Raw genomic sequence first — 25,507 nt, forward strand, 5'->3', positions numbered from 1 at the left:
CCACATCACCTCTCGTTACCGCTTTAATACTTGCGGAACCTTTCATAACGTTCCTCTGCGATTTGTTCACCGGTCATGCCGGTATATTTTTGCAGAAATTCCTTGATATGTTCCTTGAGATACCCGCCTATGGCTTCCACGGTACTTTGGTCTGCCCCACCGTATTCCGGTACGATCCGCTCGATCACACCGAGGCGTTTCAGATCCTCGGATGTAATATTCATGACCTCACTGGCTTCTCTGGCACGGTCAGCATCCTTCCATAATATAGAAGCAAAGCCTTCGGGAGACAGGATCGAGTATGTGGCATTTTCCATCATCCATACCTCATTGCCTACCGCTGTAGCCAGTGCCCCGCCGCTGCCTCCTTCTCCGATAAGGATGCACAATACCGGTACTTTTAAGGCTGACATCTCCAGCAGATTCCGGGCAATGGCCTCGCCCTGGCCTCTCTCCTCCGCCTCCACGCCGCAGAAAGCTCCCGGCGTATTTACAAAGCTGATAATGGGTCTGTTGAATTTCTCCGCCTGCTTCATCAGACGCAGTGCCTTACGATACCCCTCCGGCATGGGCATACCGTAATTGCGTCTGGCACACTCCGCAAAATCCTTGCCCTTCACATCTGCCAGCACTGTCACCGGCTGCCCGTCCAGGAATGCCACTGCACCTACCAGTGCTTTATCATCCCCATAATAACGGTCTCCGTGAGCCTCCACCACATAATCAAAAATGTAGGGAATATAATCGGTCGCTGCCGGTCTGTCCACTCTCCGGACAGTCTTGACCTTTTCCCATGCCGTTCTGGGGAGTGTCAGGAATGAACGCTCCTTCACGATCTCCGTAGGTTCAAAATGGAAGTCAAAATTTTTCTTAAAATCCGCATAATTCCCCTCACTGCACCGATGCGTCGTGATCAGGAAATATAAGGTCTTCTTCAGATTCTCCCGGCGGACGATACCGTCCACAAAACCATGCTCCTGCAAAAATTCCGCTGTCTGGAAGCCATCAGGGAGGCGCTGTCCCAGAGTCTGCTTAATAACTCTCGGTCCTGCGAAGCCGATCAAGGCTCCCGGTTCCGCCATGATCACATCTCCCAGCATAGCAAAACTGGCCGTTACACCACCTGTGGTGGGATCTGTCAAGATCGTCACATAGAGAAGTCCTGCTTCTCCATGCCGTTTGATCGCTGCGGAGGTTTTTGCCATCTGCATCAGTGACACGATTCCCTCCTGCATTCTCGCACCGCCGGAACAGCAGAACAAAAATACCGGTAGTTTCCGTTCCGTAGCTTTCTCTATAGCCCGGGTGACTTTCTCGCCGACCACATGACCCATACTGCCCATCATAAATTTGGATTCGCAGATGCCGATCACAGCCTTTTCCCCGTAGATCTCGCATTCACCTACGGTCACAGCTTCTTTTACGCCGGATTTTTCCCTGGCCTCCGACAGCTTTTCTTCATAGCCCTCATATTTCAGTGGATTGCTCTCTTCTATCTCCTCGAACCAGGGCTGAAAGCTTTTCCGGTCTGCCACCATGCGGATCCGGTTGTGGGTCTTCACCCGGAAATAATAACCACACTCATAGCAGACATATTTATTTTTCGCTGCCCGGTCTCTGTTTATCATTTTCTTACATTTCGGGCATTTGATCTCTGTTTCTGTATCTACACTTCCCATACCTGCACCTCTTATTCTGCGTCACTTTTATCTCTCTGTCCCACCCATAAGAAATCACTTCCGCAGACTATTTTTATTTCAACGCAAAGGTAAGTTCTGCCTTCGCTGCCAGTTTTCCGTTTACCGTGGCGATCGCTTCCCCGACACCCACCGGTCCCTTACTGCGGATAATGGTGGTCTCCAGCTCCAAGGTGTCTCCGGGGCGCACCATCTGTTTGAATTTTGCCTTGTCGATTCCTGCAAAATAAGCGGTCTTACCACGATGCTCCGGCAAAGACAGAATTGCTACAGCCCCTGTCTGTGCCAGTGCTTCCATGATCAACACGCCCGGCATCACCGGGTTCCCCGGAAAATGCCCGGCAAAATACGGTTCGTTAAAGGTCACATTTTTTCGTCCCACTGCCCGCACACCGGGCTCCAGCTCCTCGATAGTATCGATCAGCAGAAATGGATGTCTGTGGGGCAGAATCTCCATGATTTCCTGTGTATTATAAACTGACATTGTTCCTCCGTTCCGCGAATGCTGTCGTATCAACTACTTCCTCGCATTGTGCAATCGTCCTCGTTGATGCTCTGCCTTCTATCCTGTGTCTTGAACATCTGCTGCGGTTATTCTGTGTACTTCTTCAACAACAGACTCGCATTATGTCCGCCGAAGCCCAACGAATTGGTCAATGCATAGGGCACCTCTTCTTTGTAGCTGTCCCGGCAGTAATTCAGATCAAGTTCCTCCTCCGTCTCACGCAGTCCCACGGTGCGGTGGATATAGCCTTCCTGAATTTCTTTTACGCAGGTGACAAACTCCACTGCACCTGCTGCTCCTAAAAGATGTCCCACCATGGATTTGGTGGAATTGATCTTCAGGTCATATGCATGTTCTCCAAATGCCAGCTTGATCGCTCTGGTCTCGAACAGGTCATTATGATGGGTGCTGGTTCCGTGGGCATTAATATAAGTAAGCTCCTCCGGTGCCACCCCGCCGTCTTTTAAGGCATTCAGCATGGCGGTGGCTGCTCCGCTGCCATCCTCCGCAGGGGAGGTAATATGATAAGCATCCGAAGAACAGCCGTAGCCGGTCAGTTCCGCATAGATCTTCGCCCCGCGCCTCTTTGCATGCTCCAGCTCTTCCAGTACCACGATAGCGGAACCCTCTCCCATGACGAAGCCGTTTCTCTCCTTGTCAAAAGGAATAGATGCCCGTTCCGGATCCTCACTAAATGACAGCGCTGTCAGTGCTGAAAATCCGGCAATTCCGATGGGGGTAATGGAGCTTTCCGTTCCTCCCGCTATCATTACATCCGCATCACCGTACTGGATTGTACGGTATGCTTCTCCGATGGAATGTGTACCGGTTGCACAGGCAGTGACCACGTTCAGGCTCTTGCCCTTCAGCCCATAGGCAATGCTGACATTGCCTGCTGCCATATTGGAGATCATCAGAGGCACCAGCATGGGGCCTACCCTGCCGGGGCCTTTTTCCTTCAGGCGGTCATATTCCCGCTCCATGGCCTGTAAGCTTCCGATGCCGCTTCCTACACTGCAGCCCACCATATAAGGATCTTCCTGTTCCATAGTAAGACCCGCATCCGAGATGGCCTGTCCGGCAGCCGCCACAGCAAACTGGCAGAACTGCTCCATTCTGCGGGCGGATTTTTTGTCCATATATTGTGCGGGATCAAAATCCTTCACTTCCGCCGCCAGCTTACAACGGTAATCCGCAGTATCAAAATAGGTGATAGGACCGAATCCGGTCTTGCCCTCTTTGATACCATTCCAGAATTCCTCTACGCTGTTTCCAATCGGAGTGATAGCTCCCATGCCTGTTACTACAACTCTTCTATTTTTACCCATACGTGATATACTCCCTCGCGTCCTGACTTATTTTCTATCCTGCTGTACTGTTAGCGGACATATTTTCTATTCTGCTTTACTGTTGCCGGAGGTATTTTTTACATTGCCATACCGCCGTCCACGCACAGCACCTGGCCGGTAATATAGTCCGAGGCATCTCCTGCCAGGAACAGAACCGCCTGTGCGACATCCTCCGGTCTTCCCATTTTCTTAAGCGGGATCTGTCCAACCGCATTATCCTGTACCGCCTCCGGAAGCTTATCTGTCATATCTGTCCGGATAAATCCGGGTGCCACGGCATTCACACAGATATTCCGGGATGCCAGTTCTCTCGCTACACTTTTCGTCAGACCGATCAGTCCCGCTTTGGAGGCAGAATAATTAGCCTGCCCTGCATTCCCGACGATGCCACTGACAGAAGAGATATTGATGATTTTCCCATATCTCTGCTTCATAAAGGTCTTCGTCAGATGCCGGATCATGTGAAATGCGCCTTTCAGGTTCGTATCCAGGACTGCATTGAATTCTTCTTCCGTCATCCGCACGATCAGATTGTCCCGTGTGATTCCGGCATTATTGACAAGGATGTCAACTCTGCCGTATTTCTCTGTTACTGCCTTTACAAAGGCTTCACTCTCTGCAAAATCCGCAACATTGCACTTCACAGTCTCCGCCATGCCGCCTTGGCTTCGGATGTCCTCCGCCACTGCTTCCGCCGCCTCTGCAGAGCCGTTATAATTAATGATCACCGTGGCTCCTTCTGCTGCCAGTGCCTGTGCCACTGCTTTTCCGATGCCCCGTGATGCCCCTGTGACAATAGCAACTTGTCCTGTCAGATTTTTTCCTGTCAACATGCCAGTTCCTCCATCACCCGGTCCAGATCCTCCGGTTTCTCGATATTGTATACTTTGACATTTCTGTCAATTTTCCGTACGAAGCTGCCGAGTGTCTTCCCCGGGCCGATCTCTATGAAAGTGTCCACGCCATCTGCGATCATCCGCTCTACGCTCTGGGTGAAATGAACGGGACTGGATACCTGTTGTTTCAGCAGTTCCGCAACCTGTGACGCATCTGTCACATAATCCGCTGTTACGTTGGACACGTAAGGAATCCAAGGGGTTGACAGCTTGACGCTTTTCAATTCTTCTGCCAGCTGTTCTCCCGCAGTTTTCAGCAAAGCTGAATGGAATGGTCCGCTGACCTTTAAGGGGATACAACGTTTTGCACCTGCTTCCTTCAACGCTTCCGATGCTGCCGCTACCGCATCTGCCTCTCCGGTGATCACGATCTGCCCCGGGCAGTTATAATTTGCCACCGAGACAACTTTGCCGGTTTCTTTTGCTGTCTGTCCGCAGATTTTTGCCACGGTATCTCCGTCCAGTCCTAATATTGCTGCCATGGCTCCGCCTTCCGGATAGGCCTCCTGCATATAGATACCACGCATCCGGATGATCCGGAACAGATCCGGCAGCTCCATCACACCAGCGGCAGCCAGCGCCCCATATTCTCCCAGGCTTAAGCCTGCTGCTATCTCCGCTTTCAGTCCTTTTGCCTCCAATACTTTCAGAATTGCCACTTCCATGGTCAGCATGGCGATCTGTGTGTATTCCGTAATGTTGATATAAGGATTTTCTTCAAAGGTCAGCTGTTCCATGGAGTACGGATGTCCGCTTTCCGCCTGTACTTCCCGCTTATCCTGCCAATACAGATTCTGGAGCACCTTGTCTGCCAGCTTCCATACCGCCTGTGCTTCCGGGTAAGTATCATAGAACTCCTTGCCCATTCCTATGTACTGGGAGCCCTGTCCCGGGAATAAATATGCGATCCTGCTCATTTTGTCCTCTCCTAATTACTATGTGATGCTATTGTTCTCCTCGGTTACAGCACATTTTTTATAATGCGCCGTTTTCCATATAACTACGCCGCCTGTCGCTGTTCGAAATCTGTTGTCAGCGGTTACCTGTCGCTATATTTTATTTATGCTGTCCTTGTGCCGCTATGCACTCCTGCGCCTGCTGCACTGTTTCTTCAATAATCTCACGGCAGGTCTGTTCTCTGCGGATCAAGCCTGCAATCTGTCCCGCCATCAGTGTTCCGTTTACGGTATCTCCGTCCTGCACTGCCTTCCTGAGAGATCCCAGCGTCAGCTTTTCCAGTTCCATGAAATCGGCATTCTCTTTTTCCAGCTTCAGATACTCCCTGGTCATCTGATTACGTAAAGAACGCACCGGATGTCCGGTAGACATTCCCGTCACTACAGAATCAATATCCTTTGCCTTGATGATCTGATTCTTATAATTTTCATGGACGATGGATTCCTTTGATGCGACGAACCGGGTGCCCATCTGGATACCTTCCGCTCCCAGCATAAAAGCCGCCGCCATGCCTCTGCCATCGGCGATACCTCCAGCTGCGATCACCGGGATAGATACCGCATCCACTACCTGCGGAACCAGCGCCATGGTCGTGGTGGAACCGATATGTCCGCCGCTCTCCATGCCTTCCGCCACTACGGCGTCTGCTCCTGCCCGCTCCATCATCTTCGCCATAGCTACACTTGCCACCACCGGGATGACCTTCACTCCGGCATTTTTCCACAGCTCCATGAATTTTCCGGGATTTCCCGCACCTGTCGTTACCGCTTGTACTCCTTCTTCCACAACGATCTTCGCTACTTCCTCTGCGTTGGGATTGAGCAGCATGATATTCACGCCGAAGGGCTTGTCGGTCAGCTCTTTGCATTTGCGAATTTCCTCCCGGACGACCTCAGGCGGAGCGGAAGCGGCACCGATGATGCCTAAGCCTCCGGCATTTGATACCGCTGCCGCCAGCTTATGTTCTGCCACCCAGGCCATACCGCCCTGGAAAACAGGATATTCTATTTGTAGAAGTTCCGTGATCTTTGTTTTCATTGTCTTTCTGATCCTTCTCGTCATTCTGCGTTATATTACATATTCTGATGATACCAGGGTCAAAAGGTCTAAGCCCACATGAGCTTGCTCATAAGTGGGTGAAAGACCTTAGGACCCGCCCCGATATGAGCATAAATGGGGATGATAATCCCACGATATGCGAATATTGGGTAAGGTGCTATGTGCCAGTGGCACATGTCTAGCACGGACCGAAGCGGAGCGGAGACGTAGGAGTGCGTAGCACGAAGCAATCTGTAGGTATCAAAGTCGGGGGCTTTTGATGCCTGCGGATTCTTGCATTCCGGCAGATATGCAGTCCTTATGCCTGCTCCTGAATATATCTGATAACATCACCTACTGTTGCCATATTTTCCAATTCCTCGGAAGGAATGGACACACCATATTCCTCTTCAAATGCCATTACCAGTTCAAACAGATCCAGGGAATCCACTTCCAGATCCTCCTTGAAACGGGTCGCCTCCGTGATTTCTACATTCTCCTGGTTTAACTGTTCTCTGATGATGGCTGCTACTTTTTCTAACATGTTTTTGCTCTCCTTATGCATTTCATTATTGTGTTTCTGATACCTTGCTTTACTACTTTGTCGTCTCCGGCGTGTTTGCCTTTCATTTCAAATTGTTTTGACTATCAAAGTATTTATCTGCAATATACTACGCTGATGTTGTTCTGTCAACATCTTTTTTTTATTATTACCGCTTACAAACTTATTATCATCACGTAAGCAGTAATAATCTCATTGCAAAAGATCCTTTTCCCGGAAAAATACTGCTACAAAAGCGTAATTCCCTTGCCAGGCGGTAAAATCCGGTGGTTTCCATCGGAAAATTTGCAAAAACTACCGCCTGCAGAAATAATTTTTCAAATCAGGCGGTAAATGCCATCGCAAACAATAGAAACTACTAGGTTTTTTCGTTTCTCCCCTTGCCAAACGGTTATTTTTCAGATAAAATAATCTACGTTGTAATCTTTTGGAGACGTATCGAAGTGGTCATAACGGGGCGCACTCGAAATGCGTTAGCCCTCCGGGGCACGTGGGTTCAAATCCCACCGTCTCCGCACATAAAAAGCCGGTAATCTGTCAAAACAGACTATCGGCTTTTAGTTTTAGAAAAATATGCAAAAAAACGTGTTTATTTTCCAGAAAAATGTGTTATGCCTCCCGCAGAATCTGCATGATCGTATCATAATGCTCCGGATCATGTGGGAAGGTGCAGCCCGAGCAATCCTTGATCCGTCTGCCATTTTTCTCGAAATACCTGGGATTCCCGGGGCAGTGCTCCAAGCGGTACATGGGGCAGTAGCAGAACAGGCAGTTGAAATCTGCAAGTCCCTTGTGGCAAGGGAAATATTTACAATCTTTATTCTCAAAAAAACGATAGGAATTTTCCATTTGCAACACTCACATCCTTCCATAACCTGCAAAGTTTGCGCATTGGCGCAAATTTGCGTGTGAAACATAGAACTTCTTCGCGAAAGAGCCTTTGCTCTGAGTGATTAGAAGTTCTTTTCACACTTTACACTACACTTCTTCCGCCATACACATTCCATGGGCAATACCCTGCTCCTTCAGCTGTTCCTCCAGCTGGTTCAAGGCATCATCTTCATCTTCTGCAAACACCATCGCCTGATAGACTTCCTCCGGTCCTTCCGGTGCCAGTGCTGTCACCTCATACATCTGCATGGCAATTACCTCTTTCTTCCTCAAAATACACGTTCACTCTTCTCTTTATTTTATACCCGTTTCCCCGTTTTTTTGCAAGCGAAAAGCGCCACTCCGGGGAAGAGTGCCGCTTTTCAGGAGAGATTTATGTATTGAATGTTGCTGGCGAAATATTAACCCTTGACGCTTCCCATTGCCACGCCCTGGACAATGTACTTGGAAAGGAACAGGTATACGATGATAACAGGGAAGATAGAGAATGCAATCGTTACATACACCTGACCCATATCAAACTTCAGGAAGTCTGCGGAACGCAGCTGAGCGATCAGGATAGGTAATGTCTTCATCTTGTCATCATGCAGAACCAGTGCCGGTGTGAAGTAGTTATTCCAGTTCGCTACGAAAGTGAAGATCGCCTGTACTGCGATTGCCGGCTTCATCAGCGGCAATACGATGGAATTAAATGTACGGAACTCACCGGAACCATCGATTCTGGCTGCCTCTACCAGAGACAGGGGCAATGCACTTTCCATGTACTGCTTCATATAGAAGAAAGTAGCAGGTGCTGCGATTGCCGGGATGATCAGGGGGATAAAGTTATCCTCCAGCTTCATATCAGCTACCAACTGGATAAATCCGAGTGCGGTAACCTGGGTAGGAATGGTCATGATTGCCAGGATAAAGGTAAACATGAACTTCTTTAACTTAAAATCATATACATGGATCGCATATGCGGTCATGGTAGAGAAGTAGGTACACAGCACAGCACTGCAGGTTGCTACTACAAGGCTGTTGATCATACCTCTGACTACCGGCAGGGTTCCTGCCATGACACCCTTCCAGTTCTGGATCAGATGTGTGCTGGGCAGCAGGGTAAATCCCTGTGTCAGCTCGCCTTTGGATCTGGTTGCATTTACAAACAGTATATAGAACCAAAACAGGCAGAGAAAACTCATAATAACCAGTACGATATATGCAAGTGCTCTTCTGGCATGAATGCCCAGACCTTTTTTTGTCTCGTTTGTTTCTACGCTCAACATTTCTGCCACCTCCTACTTATCCTGTTTGCCGTTCGAGAACTTAAATACGATCAAGCTCAGGATACCTGTGATAATGAACAACATTACAGACAACGCACCACTCATTCCGTAGTTCTTACTGTACAAATGGTTGTTCAGGTACATGATCAGGGTCATGCTGGATCTCATAGGATCGCCCTTACCGTTGGTCAGAATCTGAGGTACATCGAACATCTGCAGACCACCGATCAGGGATGTGATCATTACGTAGATCAGAATCGGCTTCAACAAAGGTAATGTAATCTTGAAGAATACCTGGGTAGAGGTTGCTCCGTCTACCTCGGCTGCCTCGAAGAGGGAAGTATCGATACCCATCATACCTGCCATCAGGAGGATCGTTGTATTACCAAACCACATCAGGAAGTTCATCAATGCTACCAGACCTCTGGTACTCCATATGTTTGTAAGGAACTGATATGGCTCTTTTAAGATTCCGATCTGCATCAGCATTTCATTGATAGGACCACCATCAGAGAACAGCGTGAAGAACAACATTGCAAATGCGGAAGCCATGATCAGGTTCGGCAGATAGATAACTGTCTTGAAGAATCTCTGTCCCTTTAATCTAAGGCTGGGATCCGAGAACCATGCACCCAGAAGCAGAGATATGATGATCTGCGGTACAAATCCCAGTACCCACATGATCAATGTATTCTTGGTGTACATCCACAGGTCCGGATTGGACAACAGCTTTGCATAGTTACCAAATCCGATGAAATTCGGTCCGATCTGTGTCAGTCCGGAACGATAATTTTCAAAAAAGCTGTAATAAAATGTCCTGAATAACGGGATCAACTGGAATAATACATACACTACTACAAAGGGGATCAGGAAAATATAACCCCACTTATTATAGCGTACCACCTTTCCGCGTTTTACCTTTGCCATAATGATTCCTCCCTTTTGCCGTCATGCTCTCTTAGCGACTTTACGTTTTTCGTGCCTTTCTTTGTTTCCGATCAGGCTCGCAGCAGCTCTCTTCTTTTTGTTCTTAATTATCTTCTTCTGAAAAAAGCTTCTGCCAACCGGGAATTTTGAGAGAAAAACCGTGCCTACCTGACCAGCCAGGCAGGCACGGTTCTCAATTCCTTATTATTTCGCTATTCGCTTATCATTTCGGATTAGTGAGTAAGCTCAGGATACTTCTCTTCTACACCCTTGTAGAACAGATCCAGTGCATCATCCAGAGAAGCCTTGCCATCGAAGTAGTTCTTCATAGCATGCTGGAACTCTTCGTTACATCCCTGATCATATGCAGACAGGTTGCTCAGATCGATCTTCTCAGCGCCTGCGCAGAACATAGCCAGAGGGTTCTGTCCGCCCAATACCTTGCTCTGATAAGAGGTATCTGCTGCCATAGCTTCCATAGCGGGTTTGTTGTTTACGAAATCATCATCAGCTACAACGATCTCTTTCATGATGTCTTCATCAGTGGTCATCTTCAGGATGATATCCTTAACCAGAGAAGCGTTGTCAGTTCCGGTAGCACCGCAGATCCAAGTACCGCCCCAGAAAAAGCCCTGAGGTCCTTCAGTAGCGCCCCAGCCACCCTGATTTGCGATAGATCCATCGGTATCAGCTGCCATGGAGAAGTTGATCAGCCAAGCGGGTCCAAAGTAGCAGAATACTTTGCCATCGGGATAGAAGCCTTTGCTCCAGTCATCAGACCACAGGTCGAAGGTACCGGTCTCCTTAGCGTCAACCATCTTCTTGGAGTCATCAACCCACTTCATCAGGTTGTCATCGATTACGATCTTGCCATCCTGTACCCATTTGCTGGATACGTTGTTGGAGTATACACGATAAGTATCGTTTACGGAAGATACCATGTTGTAACCGGCTGCTTTCATCTTCTCAGCGGTTGCGGTGAAGGTATCCCAATCAGATACAGACTTCTGAACCTCTGCAGGATCATCGGTTCCCAGAACAGCCTTAGCAGCCTCACGGTTGTAAATCAGAACGCCGGGGCAGCCCTGCCATGAAACACCCTTCAGATTGCCGTTGGAGTCGGTAACAACATCCTTGGTGTACTGATACTGGTTAGCCAGATCTGCATCGGTGATGCCCAGATCCTTAACAGGCATTGTGTAGTCGGTATCAACATATTTCAATGCGTAGTCAGCCTCAATCAGGAACAGGTCGATCTTGTCATCAGCTGCTGCATCAGCCTGCTTTAACAGTGTTTCATCCAGATTGTTCTGATAAGCGTTGTCATCAGAAGGAGTGATGTTCCACTTTACAGTGATGTCACCGATCTTACCGGTGGTTCCGTCTACTTCTTCATATCCGGGATAATGATCTGTCAGACGGCTCTTGAACTCTTCGTTCCAGCAGTAGATGTTGAAGACTTTGCCTTCTTCTGCTGCTGCAGGCTCTGCTGCCTCGGTGGATGCAGGTGCCTCGGTCTTAGCTTCGGTGGAAGCTGCGGGTGCCGCATCGGTGGATGCTGCAGGAGCTTCATTGCTGCTGCCACAACCTACCAGCATGCTGGCAAGCATAGCAGTTGTAAGTAAAGCACTAAGTACTTTTTTCTTCATGTTTGTTTCCTCCCATTTTTTGTTGAATGTTTGTTGTAAGTGTTTGTTGCATTTATATTCATATGTCGGCGGTTGCGTCGCTTCCATATAAATGCCTGATTAATTGTCTGTCGGAATTCTGGCCACCGACTTGCCTTCAGCAACTTTCCCGGGTACGATGACCTGTTCTATGATGGTGGTCTTGGGTCTCTCAATGAGACTGATCAGTTCTCTGGCTGCCAGGCAGCCGATCTGTTCTGTGTCCTGTTGGACTGTGGTCAGTCTGGGCTCCAACTGCCTTGCTGCCTGTATGCCATCATAGCCTGCTACCGAGATATCTTCAGGGATCTGTAATCCTCTCTGTCTGATAGCGTTGATGCCTCCGAAAGAAGCAAAGTCATCCGGATAGATGATGCATGTCGGTGGATTCGGGAGATCCAGCAGTTCATTGGTCACACGATAGGTTGTTGTTGTGTCTCTGTAAGCTGCTTCTCTGATATACTCGTCCGGAATATCCAGTCCCAGACGTTCCGCCGTCCGGTAGAAGCTGGACAACCGTCCCGAGGTAACCGCTGACATTGCTCCGTGAATATAAGCAATTTTCCTATGTCCTCTACTATATATGTACTCCAGCAGTTCTTTCATTCCCGCAACATTGTCCGACATGATTGCGATACGATTGTTGAACAGGTAGTCAATGGTGACTACCGGGATGGAACTCTGTACCAGTTCGATGACTTCGGGATCTCCGAAATCAATACAGGCGAGCACCACTCCGTCAAAGCCTCTGTACCTACTGTGTTCCAGGTAGGACATCCGATCCGGCCGGTTCTTGCAGCTATTAATGAATGTAATGTCGTAACCGCTCTTCTCTGCCGTCCTCTTGAAACTGTCCAGCACACTGGAAAAGTAATCGTGGGTAAGACCGCTTCTGGCTTCATCTGCAAAGAGGACTCCGATGCCGTAGGTCCGGTTCGTCTTCAAAGCTCTTGCGGAAAGGTTCGGGGAATATCCCATTTCCTTTGCGACCCGTCTGATATTTGCTTTTGTTTCTTCTCCAATGTCCTTGTGGTCGTTCAGTGCCTTGCTGACAGTTGCAACGGAGACTCCACAAATCTTGGAAATGTCTTTCAGTGATGCCATATCTTTCTCCTGTTCCATGTCTTCGTCATTCCGTCCGACCTGTTTTGTAACTTAATCGTTTTCGTAGTTTTAATATATAACACTTTTGAGCATTTTGCAATACTTTTTTGCAGTTTTTTTCAAAAAAGTATCCACTTTGTCTATAATTAACAATTTCAGATAGGCTGTTTTGTACATTTGGCTTGTACATAGATTGTGTTTCTTCTATATAAAGGCAAAGTGTGCGATAACGTTTGCTATTATTTTGTTTCGTAAAACCGGTGTTTCGAAGGTTCTTTCATTTTGTATCTTCTGCCCATGTTTCCCCACTGTTTTTGTATACATTGCGCATTTTACGGGCTTTTTCAAGATTCGTATTGCATTTTTCCATTTGCTTCTGTATAATACAAATCAGAAATCCGGAGCACTTAATCGTTTACTTAACATTAAGCACTCCGCAACGAAAAAACAAACACTCAACATACAACAACATGAAAGAAGGAGATTTTCTTATGAAGTATGGTCATTTTGATGATGTGCATCAGGAATATGTCATCACCACTCCCAAGACTCCGCTTCCCTGGATCAACTACCTGGGCTGCAATGAGTTTTTCAGTCTGATATCCAACACCTGCGGCGGATATACTTTCTATAAAGATGCAAAGCTGCTGCGTCTGACCCGTTATCGTTATAATAACGTACCGGCCGACATCAACGGCAAGTATCTGTACATCAAGGACGGAGATACCGTATGGAACCCCGGCTGGCAGCCTACGAAGACTGAACTGGACTCTTACGAGTGCCGCCACGGTATCGGTTACAGCCGCTTCACCTCTTCCAAGAACGGTGTCAAGGCTTCCGTGCTCTCCTTCGTTCCTCTGAACGATAATTGTGAGATCTCCCAGCTGACCCTGACCAACGGTAGCTCCGAGGACAAGAAGCTGTCCGTATTCTCTTATGTAGAGTGGTGTCTGTGGAACGCTGACGATGATATGAAGAACTTCCAGCGTAACTTAAGCACCGGTGAGGTCGAGGTACAGGATTCCACCATTTATCACAAGACCGAGTACCGTGAGCGTCGTAATCATTATGCGATCTATTCCGTAAATACGAAGATTGACGGTTTCGATACCAGCAGAGATGCTTTCCTGGGTGCTTACAGGGGGGCTGATTCTCCCGAAGCTGTAGAGAACGGCAAGTGCACGAATTCCATGGCAAGCGGCTGGTCTCCCATCGCTTCCCATCAGATCAACGTGGATCTGGCAGCCGGTGAGACCAAGACCTTTATCTTCGTTCTGGGCTACATCGAGAACCCCGAAGACGAGAAATGGGAATCCTACGGTGTGATCAACAAGACCCGTGCCAAAGAAATGCTGGCAAAATACCAGACCGATGCACAGGTAGATGAGGCTTTTGCAGCATTACAGGCTTACTGGAAACAGCTGCTGGCACGCTACACGGTAGATTCCGCTGACGAGAAAGTCAACCGTATGGTCAACACCTGGAACCAGTATCAGTGTATGGTTACTTTCAACATGTCCCGTTCCGCTTCCTATTACGAATCCGGAATCGGCCGTGGTATGGGTTTCCGTGATTCCTGTCAGGATCTGCTCGGTTTCGTACATCTGATTCCGGACCGTGCAAGAGAGCGTATCATTGATATCGCTTCCACCCAGTTCCAGGACGGCAGTGCTTACCATCAGTACCAGCCTCTGACCAAGAAAGGCAACTCCGATATCGGCAGTGGCTTCAATGATGATCCTCTGTGGCTCATTGCAGGTACCAGTGCTTATGTAAGAGAGACCGGCGATACCTCCATCCTGACCCAGATGGTTCCTTTTGACAACGATATGAGCGTAGCTGCTCCTCTGATGGATCACTTAAAACGCTCCTTAGACTATATCATCAACCACAAAGGCCCTCACAATCTGCCTCTGATCGGCCGTGCCGACTGGAATGACTGTCTGAACCTGAACTGCTTCTCCGCTCATCCCGGAGAATCTTTCCAGACCTTCGGTCCCAGTGAAGGACCCGTTGCAGAATCCGTATTCATTGCCGGTATGTTCGTAAAATACGGCGAAGAATATGCTCAGCTGTGCGAGCTGATGGGTGACGATGCCGAAGCAGCCCGCGCACGCAAGGAAGTACAGGCAATGTACGATGCGATCCTGAAGGATGGTTGGGACGGCGATTGGTTCGTACGTGCTTACGATGCTTACAGTCACAAGGTAGGTTCCAGGGAATGCCGCGAAGGTCAGATCTACATTGAGCCTCAGGGCTTCTGCGTACTGGCCGGTGTCGGTGTGAAGGAAGGACTTGCCGAAAAGGCATTGAATTCTGTAAAAGAGAGACTGGATACCAAGTATGGTGTCATGATCTTACAACCTGCATACACGGAGTATCACCTCGAACTTGGTGAAGTATCCTCTTATCCCCCCGGATATAAGGAGAATGCCGGTATCTTCTGCCACAACAATCCCTGGGTATCCATCGCAGAGACCGTTCTGGGCAGAGGTGACAGAGCTTTCGAGATCTACCGCAAGACCTGTCCCGCATACATTGAGGATATCAGTGAGATCCATCGTACCGAGCCTTATGTATATTCCCAGATGGTAGCCGGTAAGGATGCAAAATTCTACGGCGAGGCAAAGAACAGCTGGCTGACCGGTACTGCTGCATGGACTTTCGTAAATATCTCCCAATATATACTGGGTGTATATCCCACTCATCAGGGCTTGTCCGTAGATCCTTGTATTCCCAAGGGCTTCGGTGATTTCTCCATCACCCGTAAGTTCCGTGAGGGCATCTATCACATTCAGGTGAAAAACCCGCAGAACGTGGAAAAGGGTGTCGTATCCATGACCGTGGACGGCAAGGCAGTAGACGGACACATTATTCCTTACGAAAAGGGCAAGGAAGCATACGATGTAGTCATTACCATGGGTTAACAGTTCTAATAAACATAGTTTAAAGTGATTTCTATCCTCCTTAAAACCCCGGCAGTTGTTGTAGCTGCCGGGGTTTTGCATTGGATATTCGTAGTTTGCGCTACAACATCTACACCATAAGGACAAGCAGGCCGTAAGCAGACGTCGGTACTTATTGACCGTATTGGGGTCAATTATGTACCGCTACGTTCTGCGCCAGAGTGAGAGCGTGCCTGCGGTTCTTATGGTGTAGATGTTGTGGACGTTTTTGCGGCTTCCTTCCGGGACTCGATCACGTGCCGGGTGGCTGTCAAATGATATTATTTTCTCCATTTTTCTGAAGCAGCTTCCGGTATGTGGCATCCATTCCCAGTGCTCCCAGCGGGGCTGTGATAAGGATGGCCAGCACAGCCACGGACAGAACGATCTTGCCGCAGGACAATCCCATCGATAACGGCACAGAGCCGATAGCAGCCTGCACTGTGGCCTTCGGCAGATAGGCTATCACGCAAAACGTCCTCTCCTTCTTATTGAGATCCGTTCCCAACATGCACAGTGCTACACCGGCGGAACGGAACAGCAGCGCCAGCAGGATCATCCCCACCGCTGCCAGTCCAGCTTCCATAGTATAGCGGATATCCACTGCTGCGCCCACCAGCACGAACAGCACTACCTCCGCTGCCAGCCACAGTTTACCGAATTTAGCAGACAGTCTGCCGGTGACTTCCCTAGGTGCCCGTATTTTCAGCGCGCAGGCCATGCTCACCACCGCCAACAGGCCGGAGAACGCCACGATCCCCTTTAACAGGGTTTCCAAATCCATTAATAAGAAGGACAAACCCATGATGATAATAACTTTCATGCTATTGCGCACATAACTGCCCTTTCGGTACAACAGTTCAAAAAGCTGCCCCAGTAGCCAACCCACCAATGCACCGAACAACACACCCGTCAGGATCGATACCGGGATATTCACAAAATCCAGGGCATTGACCTGTCCACCCTGTGCCATTCCAACAAAAGTGGAAAACAATACTATGACATAGATGTCATCACAGGAAGCCCCAGCCAGAATCATCTGCGGAATGCTTTTCTCCGTACCATAGCTGTTCTCCATGAGATGCACCATCCGTGGCACCACCACTGCCGGTGACACTGCTGCCAGAACTGCTCCCATAACTGCCGCATCCACGCGGCTGATGTTAAGGATCATGGGTGCAAATATCACAAAAGCCAACAGTTCGCAAGTGGCAGGAACACAAGCCAGCATGACTGCGGAGCGGCCCACTTTTTTCAGATCCTTCAGATCCAATGATAATCCGGCCTTTAATAAAATGATGATCAGCGCGATCTGCCGCAGTTCTGATGAGATATTCAGGATTGACACATCCAGCAGATCCAACACATAAGGCCCCAGAATAATACCCGTAAGCAGCATCCCGATAATACGGGGCAGGTGAATCCTCTGGCAGACCGCCGCCATGAGTAATCCCAGTAAAAAGATCAGTCCCAGTGATGTAAGCATAAAAATTCCTCCGTTTTCTCGCAGCAGGACATTTTGAATTCCAACAAAAAGGCTGGTGTCCCCTGCATATTCTGCAGAAGTCATCAGCCAAATCGAATTCGTATGTTCAAATTCCGGCGGTTCGAAGCCTGTGCTTCCGGGAGAACCTCATTCCCGATGTACTTATTATATACACGGTGCCCGCCCATGTAAAGTCCTATATTTTGCAAATATACCCGCCAGCATCCTGTACTCCATTAAAAAATATCTGCTGTGAGATCATCCCCGAAGTCTGCTGCCGGAATCTCAAAGTCAACAATTCCAACTGCATAGGACTGTAATACATACTGGCCGGATTCAAATACAAAGCCATCCTCTGTAATGTAGAATGTAGGGTCTGCGGGGCCATTATCCGTACCTGCAATGTCTGGCCCATAAATTTCCTGATAGATAGCATTCAAATCTTCCGTACCATCCAACACCACCAGTTTGATACTCTTCTCGTAATCGTTAAAGAAGCAGTCCTCCTTTGCCTGCATTTCCGCTGCCTTTGCTGTCACCAGTTCCAGTGCTTTGTCGCGGAATCCGCTCCCCAGACTGTCAAAAGTAATTCTCTCTCCGGTCTGCGTATAATAGTTCATATAGTACAAGGTATACCATCCATGAGCCCCCTGATCATACCCTTCCAGCCCCCACGACAGGCTGATCACCTTATCATCCGCGCGGATCACACGGAAAGTAAGATCCTCATAGCTCTGCTCATACACCGGCATATCCTCATAAAGTGTACCAAACTCCCCGTTCTCGATTCCTTCTACAAAACTGTCTACATATTCATCCAGCTCTTTCTGAATCTTCATCTGCACCGTCTCATTGCCCGGAATCGTCACTGTAACTGTTGGATAGTAATAGGTATAACTTCTGGTCTTGTCTTCGGGATCACTGCTACCCTCGTGATCCTCTGTGGTAAACTGCACCCATTCACTTCCCTGTATTTCACTCTGGCCTTCTGTCGGTTCCGTCTGTGTGGGCACTTCCGAAGTCTCCTCAGTCCCGGCCGTCGTCTCTTCCGTCGTCTGACCGCTCTGTGTCTCCTTGATGCTGTCTATAACTGTCTCCATCTCCGGATCCGTCACCATCTCCCGGTTTCCGCAAGATGTAAAACCTAACAGTGCTCCTGCAAATACTGCTGCAAAAAATATTTTTTTCATAATCCTCGCCTCCTGATGCCAGTATATCTGCCGATTGCATCATATCTGCATCATTTTTATAATTTTTCTCGATTTCACTTTTTAAATATGATAGACAATTCCCATATTTTGAGCTATAGTAAAGCCAAATCTAAGTATGATTAAAAATAACAATACACATACTATAAAAATCAACCCGAGGAGGACTGTTATGAAAATATTATTTTATGATACCAAAAGCTATGATAAAGAATCTTTCGAGGCAACTCTGAAAAAATTTCCCGGCATCCAGATTGATTACATCCGGTCGGATCTGGATCCCCGTACTGCTGCTCTGGCTGACGGCTTCGATGCCGTCTGTGCTTTCGTCAGCTCCAATGTGAGCGAAGCCACATTAAAAATTCTCCACGAAAAAGGTGTCCGCCTGGTCCTGCTGCGTTGCGCAGGATACAACAACGTGGATCTGGAAAAGGCAGCTGCATATGACATATGTGTCATGCGTGTCCCCGGTTATTCTCCGGAAGCTGTCGCAGAGCATGCCATGGCTCTGGCTCTGGCCTGCAACCGCCGCTTATACAAAGCCTATAACAAGGTCCGGGAAAATGATTTCAGCCTCGCCGGACTCATGGGCTTCAATTTCTATGGTAAGATTGCCGGAATCATCGGAACCGGCCGGATCGGTGCAGCTATGTGCCGGATCTGTAACGGTTTCGGCATGAAAGTCATCGCCTACGATGTCTACGAGAACCCGGATCTGAAAGATTTCGTCACCTATGTGACCTTAGACGAATTACTGGCGCAAAGTGATCTGATCTCCCTTCACTGCCCGCTGATGGATTCCACCTACCACCTGATCCAGCTTGACACCATCAAGAAAATGAAGGATGGCGTCATTCTGGTAAACACTTCCCGGGGTGCTCTGGTCAAGACCGAGGATCTTATCGAGGGCATCCGCCTGCACAAGTTCGCCGGGGTCGGTCTGGATGTCTATGAAGAAGAGACGAAAAACGTCTTCGAGGATCGTTCCGATGAGATTCTGGAGCATTCTACCACTGCAAGGCTTTTGTCCTTCCCCAATGTCATGATCACATCCCATCAGGGATTTTTCACAAAAGAAGCACTGGAAGCCATTGCAGAGACTACCTTGCAGAATGCTCTGGATTTCGAAAGTGGAAAGAAGAGCCCCAATCAGGTGCAATAAAATATTTCCAATCGAGTAGGCTGACTCATCGTATACACAAAAAACGGATGGCCCTCCCAAGCCATCCGTTTTCTCGTTTTTCAGTTTCCCGTCTTGTCCTTTTTCTCTATCTCTTACAGTTTTTACGATCAGTCCAGATTCAGTTTCTGACCAACTCTGATCACATTCTGGTTTGTAATCTGTACATTTCTGCGAAGCAACTGTGCCAGAGTCATGTGATTTCTCTTAGCGATCCTGGAAAGCGTATCACCACTCTTTACCGTATAACCGCCCTCTGTATACCAGATGCTCTCGGAAGGTCTGCGGTCAGTAACAGTTACCAGATAATTGCCGCCGCGCTTCAATGCGAACATGGACTGTCCGGTGGAAGTTATGGTAAAGGATCCGCAATACTCCAGGCGTCCCTTCTCTGTATTATAGCGATACAGGTTTGCACTCTTGCCGGAATTGTCCTTGCCTACATTTACATGAATGTTGACATTCACTCCGAAGCTGCCGGTATCTCTGATACCCAGCTGTCTGTTCACGGTTCCGGACTTTGCGGATACCACATTTGCCGGGATTGTGTTGCTCGTCTGGTCTACTGTCAGATCAATATTCTGAATCTTTGACAGATCTTTATTCTTCAGATCCTGTCCACTGATGCTCAGTGCCACACCGTTTCCGCTGTGGAATGCCACCGTCAGCTTCGTACCTTTAATGGTATTCAGTACATTCTGAGGCACCTTGACTTCACCGCTGCATACAAAGTTCATGTTGACACTTGCAATAGCAGGATTTTTCATCATCTCTGCCACCTTATCCTGTACAGAGTTGCTTACATCCGTCCAGTCTACTGCAGGTGCTGCAGAAGAACCGCTGTTGTCATCATCATCGTCATCATCGTTGTTCACCACATCTGCCGCTACCGTAAATACAGCAGAAGGGGTTCCGGTCATTCTGGCTCCAACACCTTCCGGTACTGCGGAAGTCACTGCCAGGAAACCGTTCATATTGATGGTACCGTCCGTATTTCTGCGAATGCCTCCGTGGATTGCACTGTTCATATCCATGTTCTGGAACCATTCTGCTGTAGCTGCTATTCCTTCACTGTTGGTAGAGTTCTCGCCTCTCCAATAATAGTTCATTGCATTTTCGTAGGCACTGGTCTCCTGAGTTCCTTTCGGTTTGAACTGTTCTGCAACCGTCTGCCCTGCTGCATTGCTGCTATCCTTAAAGGACAGGATTCCTTTTGCTATAAATGCAGTATTCTTTGCGTCATTTGTATAGAATGCCACGTTAAAGGACTCATTGTTATAACTGGTAGAAGAATATGCCTCAATATCCGGACAGCTGTTGGAATCAATACCCTTTGCCTTATTGCCGAATGATACACTGTTGCGCAAAATATGATGTCCGCTGATGCTGGAACCACCCATCTTGAAGCCGTTACCGTTACCGGCATCTACTTCCTGTCCGTTCTCATCCAGTGCATAACCGTTCTTGAATGCCACGCAGTTCTGAATGACCACCTGACCGATAGCTCCGGTCTCTACCTTGGCGAACAGATCCCAACCGTCATCGGCATTGTATGCTGCAATACATCCGTCAAATACGTTGCCGTCTGCTACCGTCAGTTTAGCCGCAAATCCATCCGCATCCTCATATCCCGCATCTGCATTCAGATAAGAAGTACAGTTCAGGATCAGGTTGTGGGACGGCCAGTCTTCCCAGTTATCTGTGCTCTTATATCTGCTGATCTGAAGACCGGTATTACCATTTTTGTAGGTCATTACGTTGTCCACAGTGTTGTAGCTTCCGGATACCTGAATACCCTTCTGCGCATTTGCGGATCTCGTAACATCAAATCCCTGGAAATACCAATAATCGCCTGCCAGGATCATACCTGCACATCTTCCCTGGAAATCCAGTACCGGGCGTGTGGCAGCTTCCGGATCTGCGATCATGTAAATCTTCGCATCTGCGGTTCCGTTAACACCTCTTTCTACAATGACTGTCTTGTCCAGTGCATAAGTTCCGCCCTTTAACAGGATCGTCCGTCCGGGAGCAGCACTCTTCACTGCGGTATAAATATCTACAGGATCATCCTTTGCACCGCTTCCATAGCTTCTGCCGTCGGGACTTACATAAATATAACTTCTGTCTTTTACATTATAGGTTACGTTGAAATCAAATTTCACAGTATCATAACTGCTTAAAAGAGAATACTTTGCAGGCTTGTAATCTGCATCCGGTGTGAACTCCACTGCAAAAGTATTGCTGCCCTGCTCCAGAACCGTATTGACACGGAACTTGGTCTTGGCATCCACATGCTGTCCGGATACCACTGCCTCCCCCTTGCTGTTCGTAATACTCAGAACGCCATCGGCATTGCCGTAGTATACCATCTCATAGTTTGCATTGTTGGCAACCTTGGCAGACTCAATGCTGAAGTTCGGGGTTACATAAGTAATCGGTCTTGCTTCTGCAGGTGCATCGTTTTCCGGAGCCACTGTGGTCAGGCTCATATTGCTGAAGCTTACCTTAGCACTTCTGGAAGCATAGAAGCCTACATAAATATTGTTTTCATCCAGTCTGGTCAGTTCATCACCGTTGTCACCGTGGTAATATTTGTTGGTCACGGTCTCTCCGGTAGCTGCATTGGTATAGCTTAAGAAATATCCGGTATTGTTTCTCTGGATCGTCATATGGAAGGTTGTCTGTGGATTGACATCTGTGATATCCTTTAATGCTGCCTCATATCCGCCTACCATATTATAAGTTCCGGCACCCTGCCCACTTGCTACGGCACTGGTCTCAAGTGTTCTCATGGCCGTCTGGAAATCATCTACTACAGTGTCTGCCGCAAGATTCTCCGGTGTTACACCGATTTTCTCCTGAGATCCGACACCCAGCTTCATGGTGTACTTATCTCCGGCATCAGATACCTGACCGGCCTCTGCATCCCAGAAATATTCCACCTTGGTCGCACTTACCATATAAGAGTTGTTCCAGAAAGAATTACCGGAACCGTTCTCTCCCACACGGTCTGCTACCATCAGGCCGAAGCCTTCCTGACCATTGGTAAACTTCCAACTATCTACGGTTACATCTGCGGACAGCGTAAAGTTCTCTGTCTCAGGATCAATGGTGGTATAGTAGAATGCCACACCATCGGTGGAGTTCGGTACCAGCTTACCCTTGCTGTTCATACTCCATACTTTCAGATCCTGGGTATCATAACTTCCGCTGAAACCATTGTTCTTGCCGCCTTCTGACATCGTATCTACGCTGGAACCGAATGCGGAATAATTCCAGGTCTTTACTGCATCTTCTGTTATCGTTAATTTCACCTCTGCCGGTTTGGAAATATCATTTCCTCTGACTGACGCAACTCCGAAAGTATATTCCTGTCCTACGGTCAGTCCTGAAATTTTCTGTAATAACTTTGTCACACCCTCTGCATATACCTTGCCATCCACATATACTGTGTAGTTCTCCGCTTCCGGAACAGCCTGCCAGGTCAGCTTCACGTTGCCATGGCCTTTGTTCTCGGCGTTTAAGCCTGCGGGAGTTGCCATAGGAAGGACAAAGTTAACGCTGGTTGTCGTATTACTTACCTTAGAAGCTTCGCCGGTACGGATCAGCTCTGCTTTAAAGCTGTAAGTACCGGATGCTGCCGGTGTAAATTCTGCTACTCCGGATTCTCCTTCGGCAGTTATAGACTGTTTATTTACCGCCTTACCATTTGCATCGTACATAGTCACATCCAAGGTCTCTGCATAAATTCCACCTACCTGTGCAGTGTAAGGAACAGAAATTGTTCCTCCCTTTACAGAAGGAGTTCCAAGTACGGGAGTCTCGATTTTGTTCCAATCCAGAGACGTTCTGTAATCTACGGTAATTCCATACATCTTGATTTTGGATCCGTGTGTATATAAATAATAAGTTTTTCCTGCTTCTACCGGAAGAATCAGAACCTTTCCACCAGTTTGTGTATTTGTTGTATTATCAAATTTCAATACTTCCTTGGGACCGTTTGCAGTCTCTTCCAGGAAATAGTAAACTTTGCTTACAAGGGATACTGTAACCTTCAGCTTACCCGCCTTTTCTGCAACCAGTTTCACCGCAGCACCGGTAGTAGGGATTGCTCCATTATTTGGTGAAGGATTCTCTTTCGGGGTCTGTACGGTTCCCTCATATAAAACACCACATGCCTCTAACGTATTCGATGTATAAGGCATATCTGCCAGAACAGAAATACCGCCTTCATAGGTCTGTCCTTTTAACAGTCCACCGCTCAGATCCAGTTCATGCAAATCTGCATCTTTTGCACTTATAACCACATTTGCATTTGTAGTTTCTCTTGACGCTTTGTATATTGTACTGTTATTGATCTTAATAATTGCGTTGTTTACTGCGCAGCTTACTTTATATACCTCTCCAATCGTCAGAGATACTGCTTCTCCACTCTTAAAGCTATGTACGTCGGCAGTATCTTTCATATTGGTCAATGTCACCGCTCCATCACCCAGCAGACCATCTGCATCTTTCACAGTGATCGTTGTCGCTACCTGTGTGGATTCTATAGAAATGATCAGCTCTGTAGTTTCTTCTGTAACAGTAACCGTTTTTTCACCATTTACTTTCGCATCAGCTAATGCCATACTCGTAGAAATCTCGTAGGTTGCACCTACCTTAAGGGGTACTGTTCCATTAGGTGTCAGCTGAACAGTATCACCAGCATCTGCTGTATTGATCAATGTTAAAGTCGCACCATTCTCCAGTTCAGAACCTTCTGCCAGTTTTACCAGTGCTTCTACTTTTGCCTTACCTAAGGTAATGGTAGTGCTAAAAGCTTCCGTACCGGTGGTAATGGTGGTCTTACCGTCTTCTGCAACAGCGCGGACATTCTCGTTCGGAGCAACGATGTTGTACTTAGTTCCGGCACTCAAGGTAATATCCTCATTTTCAACTCCTACAGCTAACTCTACTGTATCTTTGTTCTCTGCTGCGGTCAGGCTAACCTTTTGGCCTTCCTGCACCAATCCGTTCGTGTTATCTACAACTGCAATGTTACCAGAAACGGTTGCACCTGCGGGAACATCCTGCGATGTCTCTGTTACCTTAATACTTATGATTCGAACGCTTCTCTCCGTAAATCCTTCTGCACTAATGATTGAGTAAGTACCTGTAGCAAGGTTCGAGTAAGTTACTGTTTCACCAGTTGTTCCTGTAGCTTCCTTCACAGAATCTGCTATCTGTGTTCCATCTTTTTTTAATGCCAGTTTCGAGGTTTTTCCACCACCAGTACTACTAAATTTCACTTCCAAGGTTGCCGTTCCACTAACCGTAAAATTTATGGCAGATTTTCCTTCCTTATTTGACAGTTCAACAGCTTTTACTTTTGTTGCTTCACTGTTTAATCTACACATTGCACTTCCAACAAGTGCATAATAGCTGTCTGCCATCATATCATTTGTAAATGGATCCGTATCTTTTTTTCCTTCTACAGGTAGCTTTGTAAAGTTCACCTCATGGACCGTCTCCGCAGCCTTCACACTGGCAATACCGCCCAGCAGATCCACCGGCATGACACCCAGCAACATAGCCACGGTCAACATAAATGCCAGAAATCTTTTTCTCTTACATCGACTCATACAATCCTCCCATTTTTTTACGGTAGCGCTCTAATCTCCGTAATTTTTTGCACTGTTTTCTGTTCTTGCGCTTTGTTGTAAACGATTACATTTGTAAGCTCTTACAACACTATGTACTGTATATTAGCACTATCACTTCACATTAGTAAACTGTTTTTGTGTATTTTGAATATTTTTGGAAGTTATTCCTATATTTTTTGAGCAAA

The 25,507-nt window shown here is 47.7% G+C and carries 18 protein-coding genes, 1 tRNA gene and 1 riboswitch; of the genes, 3 read left to right on the plus strand and 16 right to left on the minus strand.

Annotation, left to right across the window (positions count from 1 at the left end; genetic code table 11):
* Positions 1 to 23 precede the first annotated feature (23 nt).
* The 7 genes from accD to acpP form a co-directional block, all read right to left on the minus strand.
* Positions 24 to 1,679, minus strand: a complete 1,656-nt coding sequence (gene accD, locus DW835_RS13985) for an acetyl-CoA carboxylase, carboxyltransferase subunit beta (protein WP_118731312.1) — start codon at positions 1,677 to 1,679, stop codon at positions 24 to 26.
* A 73-nt stretch (positions 1,680 to 1,752) separates the two neighbouring features.
* Positions 1,753 to 2,181 (minus strand): 3-hydroxyacyl-ACP dehydratase FabZ, encoded by a 429-nt coding sequence (gene fabZ / locus DW835_RS13990; protein WP_118668822.1) that lies wholly within the window; start codon positions 2,179 to 2,181, stop codon positions 1,753 to 1,755.
* 107 nt (positions 2,182 to 2,288) lie between these two features.
* The gene (fabF, locus tag DW835_RS13995) at positions 2,289 to 3,530 is read right to left on the minus strand and encodes a beta-ketoacyl-ACP synthase II (protein ID WP_118731313.1); all 1,242 of its coding nucleotides are present in this window, start codon (positions 3,528 to 3,530) and stop codon (positions 2,289 to 2,291) included.
* Positions 3,531 to 3,628: 98 nt separating this feature from the next.
* A complete protein-coding gene (fabG, locus tag DW835_RS14000) occupies positions 3,629 to 4,384 on the minus strand; it encodes a 3-oxoacyl-[acyl-carrier-protein] reductase (protein ID WP_118731314.1) in 756 nt (251 codons plus the stop codon).
* A complete protein-coding gene (fabD, locus tag DW835_RS14005; protein ID WP_118731315.1) occupies positions 4,378 to 5,364 on the minus strand; it encodes an ACP S-malonyltransferase in 987 nt (328 codons plus the stop codon). Before fabD ends, fabG begins: the two co-directional genes overlap by 7 nt.
* A gap of 139 nt (positions 5,365 to 5,503) precedes the next feature.
* On the minus strand, positions 5,504 to 6,442 hold the full coding sequence (gene fabK, locus DW835_RS14010; RefSeq protein ID WP_118731316.1) for an enoyl-[acyl-carrier-protein] reductase FabK: 939 nt from the start codon (positions 6,440 to 6,442) through the stop codon (positions 5,504 to 5,506).
* Between the two features lie 319 nt (positions 6,443 to 6,761).
* A complete protein-coding gene (gene acpP, locus DW835_RS14020) occupies positions 6,762 to 6,986 on the minus strand; it encodes an acyl carrier protein (RefSeq protein ID WP_117466369.1) in 225 nt (74 codons plus the stop codon).
* A gap of 447 nt (positions 6,987 to 7,433) precedes the next feature.
* On the opposite strand from acpP, the gene DW835_RS14025 reads away from it, so the two are divergent.
* Positions 7,434 to 7,519, plus strand: a tRNA-Ser gene (locus DW835_RS14025).
* 94 nt (positions 7,520 to 7,613) lie between these two features.
* Here DW835_RS14025 and DW835_RS14030 read toward each other — a convergent pair.
* The 6 genes from DW835_RS14030 to DW835_RS14050 form a co-directional block, all read right to left on the minus strand.
* Positions 7,614 to 7,853: a cysteine-rich small domain-containing protein gene (locus DW835_RS14030; protein WP_022312878.1), complete on the minus strand. Its 240-nt coding sequence runs from the start codon at positions 7,851 to 7,853 to the stop codon at positions 7,614 to 7,616.
* 129 nt (positions 7,854 to 7,982) lie between these two features.
* The gene (locus DW835_RS18080; protein ID WP_022312877.1) at positions 7,983 to 8,144 is read right to left on the minus strand and encodes a hypothetical protein; all 162 of its coding nucleotides are present in this window, start codon (positions 8,142 to 8,144) and stop codon (positions 7,983 to 7,985) included.
* A 152-nt stretch (positions 8,145 to 8,296) separates the two neighbouring features.
* Positions 8,297 to 9,163, minus strand: coding sequence for a carbohydrate ABC transporter permease (locus DW835_RS14035; RefSeq protein ID WP_022154584.1), 867 nt, complete (start codon positions 9,161 to 9,163; stop codon positions 8,297 to 8,299).
* A 12-nt stretch (positions 9,164 to 9,175) separates the two neighbouring features.
* The gene (locus DW835_RS14040) at positions 9,176 to 10,090 is read right to left on the minus strand and encodes a sugar ABC transporter permease (protein WP_118668825.1); all 915 of its coding nucleotides are present in this window, start codon (positions 10,088 to 10,090) and stop codon (positions 9,176 to 9,178) included.
* 233 nt (positions 10,091 to 10,323) lie between these two features.
* The gene (locus DW835_RS14045) at positions 10,324 to 11,739 is read right to left on the minus strand and encodes a carbohydrate ABC transporter substrate-binding protein (RefSeq protein ID WP_118668826.1); all 1,416 of its coding nucleotides are present in this window, start codon (positions 11,737 to 11,739) and stop codon (positions 10,324 to 10,326) included.
* A 99-nt stretch (positions 11,740 to 11,838) separates the two neighbouring features.
* The gene (locus DW835_RS14050) at positions 11,839 to 12,861 is read right to left on the minus strand and encodes a LacI family DNA-binding transcriptional regulator (protein ID WP_118668866.1); all 1,023 of its coding nucleotides are present in this window, start codon (positions 12,859 to 12,861) and stop codon (positions 11,839 to 11,841) included.
* Between the two features lie 491 nt (positions 12,862 to 13,352).
* Between DW835_RS14050 and DW835_RS14055 the strand changes: the two genes are divergently transcribed.
* Entirely contained in the window at positions 13,353 to 15,788 is a 2,436-nt protein-coding gene (locus DW835_RS14055) for a glycosyl transferase (protein ID WP_118668827.1), read from the plus strand.
* A 289-nt stretch (positions 15,789 to 16,077) separates the two neighbouring features.
* Here DW835_RS14055 and DW835_RS14060 read toward each other — a convergent pair whose 3' ends face one another.
* Both DW835_RS14060 and DW835_RS14065 read right to left on the minus strand, forming a co-directional pair.
* Complete coding sequence (locus DW835_RS14060; protein ID WP_118668867.1) at positions 16,078 to 17,292, minus strand: cation:proton antiporter; 1,215 nt, start codon at positions 17,290 to 17,292, stop codon at positions 16,078 to 16,080.
* A gap of 67 nt (positions 17,293 to 17,359) precedes the next feature.
* Positions 17,360 to 17,456, minus strand: a riboswitch (Fluoride riboswitch).
* A 72-nt stretch (positions 17,457 to 17,528) separates the two neighbouring features.
* Positions 17,529 to 18,482 (minus strand): DUF3298 domain-containing protein, encoded by a 954-nt coding sequence (locus DW835_RS14065; RefSeq protein WP_118539393.1) that lies wholly within the window; start codon positions 18,480 to 18,482, stop codon positions 17,529 to 17,531.
* Between the two features lie 190 nt (positions 18,483 to 18,672).
* Between DW835_RS14065 and DW835_RS14070 the strand changes: the two genes are divergently transcribed.
* Positions 18,673 to 19,662, plus strand: coding sequence for a 2-hydroxyacid dehydrogenase (locus DW835_RS14070; RefSeq protein ID WP_118504952.1), 990 nt, complete (start codon positions 18,673 to 18,675; stop codon positions 19,660 to 19,662).
* A gap of 128 nt (positions 19,663 to 19,790) precedes the next feature.
* On the opposite strand, the gene DW835_RS14075 is transcribed toward DW835_RS14070, so the two are convergent.
* Positions 19,791 to 25,301 (minus strand): LysM domain-containing protein, encoded by a 5,511-nt coding sequence (locus DW835_RS14075; protein WP_118731317.1) that lies wholly within the window; start codon positions 25,299 to 25,301, stop codon positions 19,791 to 19,793.
* Positions 25,302 to 25,507: the final 206 nt, after the last annotated feature.

The sequence above is a fragment of the Clostridium sp. AM34-9AC genome (assembly GCF_003480225.1).
GTDB classification, from domain to species: Bacteria; Bacillota; Clostridia; order Lachnospirales; family Lachnospiraceae; genus Acetatifactor; species Acetatifactor acetigignens.

Bases quoted from the DNA above. Each gene is read 5' to 3' on its own strand.
- DW835_RS14070 (WP_118504952.1), top strand. From the start codon at position 18,673: ATGAAAATATTATTTTATGATACCAAAAGCTATGATAAAGAATCTTTC.
- DW835_RS14060 (WP_118668867.1), bottom strand. From the start codon at position 17,292: ATGCTTACATCACTGGGACTGATCTTTTTACTGGGATTACTCATGGCG.
- DW835_RS14030 (WP_022312878.1), bottom strand. From the start codon at position 7,853: ATGGAAAATTCCTATCGTTTTTTTGAGAATAAAGATTGTAAATATTTC.
- fabF (WP_118731313.1), bottom strand. From the start codon at position 3,530: ATGGGTAAAAATAGAAGAGTTGTAGTAACAGGCATGGGAGCTATCACT.
- acpP (WP_117466369.1), bottom strand. From the start codon at position 6,986: ATGTTAGAAAAAGTAGCAGCCATCATCAGAGAACAGTTAAACCAGGAG.
- DW835_RS14035 (WP_022154584.1), bottom strand. From the start codon at position 9,163: ATGTTGAGCGTAGAAACAAACGAGACAAAAAAAGGTCTGGGCATTCAT.
- fabK (WP_118731316.1), bottom strand. From the start codon at position 6,442: ATGAAAACAAAGATCACGGAACTTCTACAAATAGAATATCCTGTTTTC.
- fabD (WP_118731315.1), bottom strand. From the start codon at position 5,364: ATGAGCAGGATCGCATATTTATTCCCGGGACAGGGCTCCCAGTACATA.
- fabG (WP_118731314.1), bottom strand. From the start codon at position 4,384: ATGTTGACAGGAAAAAATCTGACAGGACAAGTTGCTATTGTCACAGGG.
- DW835_RS14065 (WP_118539393.1), bottom strand. From the start codon at position 18,482: ATGAAAAAAATATTTTTTGCAGCAGTATTTGCAGGAGCACTGTTAGGT.
- fabZ (WP_118668822.1), bottom strand. From the start codon at position 2,181: ATGTCAGTTTATAATACACAGGAAATCATGGAGATTCTGCCCCACAGA.
- DW835_RS14075 (WP_118731317.1), bottom strand. From the start codon at position 25,301: ATGAGTCGATGTAAGAGAAAAAGATTTCTGGCATTTATGTTGACCGTG.
- DW835_RS14050 (WP_118668866.1), bottom strand. From the start codon at position 12,861: ATGGCATCACTGAAAGACATTTCCAAGATTTGTGGAGTCTCCGTTGCA.
- DW835_RS18080 (WP_022312877.1), bottom strand. From the start codon at position 8,144: ATGCAGATGTATGAGGTGACAGCACTGGCACCGGAAGGACCGGAGGAA.
- DW835_RS14045 (WP_118668826.1), bottom strand. From the start codon at position 11,739: ATGAAGAAAAAAGTACTTAGTGCTTTACTTACAACTGCTATGCTTGCC.
- DW835_RS14040 (WP_118668825.1), bottom strand. From the start codon at position 10,090: ATGGCAAAGGTAAAACGCGGAAAGGTGGTACGCTATAATAAGTGGGGT.
- DW835_RS14055 (WP_118668827.1), top strand. From the start codon at position 13,353: ATGAAGTATGGTCATTTTGATGATGTGCATCAGGAATATGTCATCACC.
- accD (WP_118731312.1), bottom strand. From the start codon at position 1,679: ATGGGAAGTGTAGATACAGAAACAGAGATCAAATGCCCGAAATGTAAG.